Here is a 1,841-nt window from a genome sequence, read left to right as displayed (position 1 = left end):
ATGGCCAGGCAGGCCATGACGGCGGACTGGCGCAGCTCGTAGGGGTACTTGGCGACCTCGCGGTCGAAGCGCGCGCGGGTGGCGTCAGAGAGTTGGTAGCTCATCGATCAATCTCGCCGAACACGATGTCCATGGTGCCGATGATGGCGACGGTGTCGGCAATCATGTGGCCGCGTCCCATCTCGTCCAGCGCTGCCAAGTGGGCAAAACCAGGCGGGCGGATCTTCAGGCGGTAGGGTTTGTTGGCACCGTCGCTGACCATGTAGATGCCGAACTCGCCTTTGGGGTGCTCGACGGCCGCATAGGCCTCGCCCTCGGGCACGTGGAAGCCTTCGGTGAAGAGCTTGAAGTGGTGGATCAGCTCTTCCATGTTGGACTTCATGTCCACGCGCGAAGGCGGCGCCACCTTGTGGTTGTCGGTGATGACCGGCCCGGGGTTGGCACGGAGCCAGGCCGAGCACTGCTGGATGATGCGGTTGGACTGGCGCATCTCTTCCACGCGCACGACGTAGCGGTCGTAGGTGTCGCCGTTGGTGCCGATGGGGATGTCGAAGTCCAGACGGTCGTAGACGTCGTAGGGCTGCTTCTTGCGCAAGTCCCAGGCGATGCCGGAGCCGCGCAGCATGGGGCCGGTGAAGCCCAGGTTCAGCGCGCGCTCGGGCGAGACGACGCCGATGCCGACCGTGCGCTGCTTCCAGATTCGGTTGTCGGTCAGCAGCGTTTCGTAGTCGTCGACGTTCTTCGGGAAGCGCGCGGTGAAGTCGTCGATGAAGTCCAGCAGCGAGCCTTGGCGGTTCTCGTTGAGCCTGTCGATGGCCTTGGCATTGCGGATCTTGCTGGCCTGGTGCTTCGGCATCGTGTCCGGCAGGTCGCGGTAGACGCCACCCGGCCGAAAGTAGGCCGCGTGCATGCGTGCGCCCGAGACCGCCTCGTACATGTCGAACAGGTCTTCGCGCTCGCGGAAGCAGTAGATGAGCACATTCATCGCACCGCAGTCCAAGCCGTGCGCGCCCAGCCACATCAGGTGATTCAGCAGCCGCGTGATCTCCGCGAACATCACGCGGATGTATTGCGCGCGGATCGGCACCTCGATGCCCATCATCTTTTCAATGGCCAGGCAGTAGGCCTGCTCATTCGCCATCATCGACACATAGTCGAGGCGGTCCATGTAGGGCAGCGACTGGATGTAGGTCTTGCTCTCGGCAAGTTTCTCGGTCGCGCGGTGCAGCAGGCCGATGTGGGGGTCGGCACGCTGGATGACTTCGCCGTCCAGCTCCAGCACCAGACGCAGCACGCCGTGGGCGGCCGGATGCTGCGGACCGAAGTTGAGGGTGTAGTTCTTGATTTCGGCCATGGTGTTCAGAGCCCGCCGTACTTGTCTTCGCGAATGATGCGAGGCGTGATCTCACGCGGCTCGATGGTCACCGGCTGGTAGATGACTCGCTTCTGCTCGGCGTCGTAGCGCATCTCGACATGACCCGACACCGGGAAGTCCTTGCGCATCGGGTGGCCGATGAAGCCGTAGTCCGTCAGGATGCGGCGCAGGTCGTCGTGGCCGTCGAAGATGACGCCATACATGTCGAAGGCTTCGCGCTCAAACCAGTTGGCCGAACTCCACACGCCGGTGACCGAGGCCACGCAGGGGAAGTCGTCGTCGGTGGCGAAGACCTTCAGGCGCAGGCGCCAGTTCTTGCTGATCGACAGCAGGTGGCTGACTGCGGCGTAGCGGGCGCCTTCGTAGGCACCATCGCCGAAGCTGCTGTAGTCGACGCCGCAGAGGTCGATCAACTGCTCAAACTTCAGCTCGGGGTGGTCACGCAGCGTCGTCGCGACCTCGAGGT

2 protein-coding genes and 1 pseudogene are annotated in these 1,841 nt (G+C 63.5%); all 3 read right to left on the bottom strand.

The genetic code is table 11. The annotated features are described in order from the left end of the window. Positions 1-104, bottom strand: a pseudogene (locus AC1DU6_RS29625) (NADH-quinone oxidoreductase subunit NuoE); the annotation flags it as partial. Next, positions 101-1,354, bottom strand: a complete 1,254-nt coding sequence (locus AC1DU6_RS29620; protein WP_477861585.1) for an NADH-quinone oxidoreductase subunit D — start codon at positions 1,352-1,354, stop codon at positions 101-103. The gene AC1DU6_RS29620 and the pseudogene AC1DU6_RS29625, both read right to left, overlap by 4 nt. Before the next feature lie 5 nt (positions 1,355-1,359). Further along, the coding region (locus AC1DU6_RS29615) for an NADH-quinone oxidoreductase subunit C (protein ID WP_477861583.1) at positions 1,360-1,841 on the bottom strand (482 nt) is incomplete at its 5' end.

The sequence above is a fragment of the Roseateles sp. P5_B10 genome, assembly GCF_056400485.1.
This window is presented reverse-complemented; position numbering and strand designations above follow the sequence as displayed.

Bases quoted from the DNA above. Each gene is read 5' to 3' on its own strand.
- AC1DU6_RS29620 (WP_477861585.1), bottom strand. From the start codon at position 1,354: ATGGCCGAAATCAAGAACTACACCCTCAACTTCGGTCCGCAGCATCCG.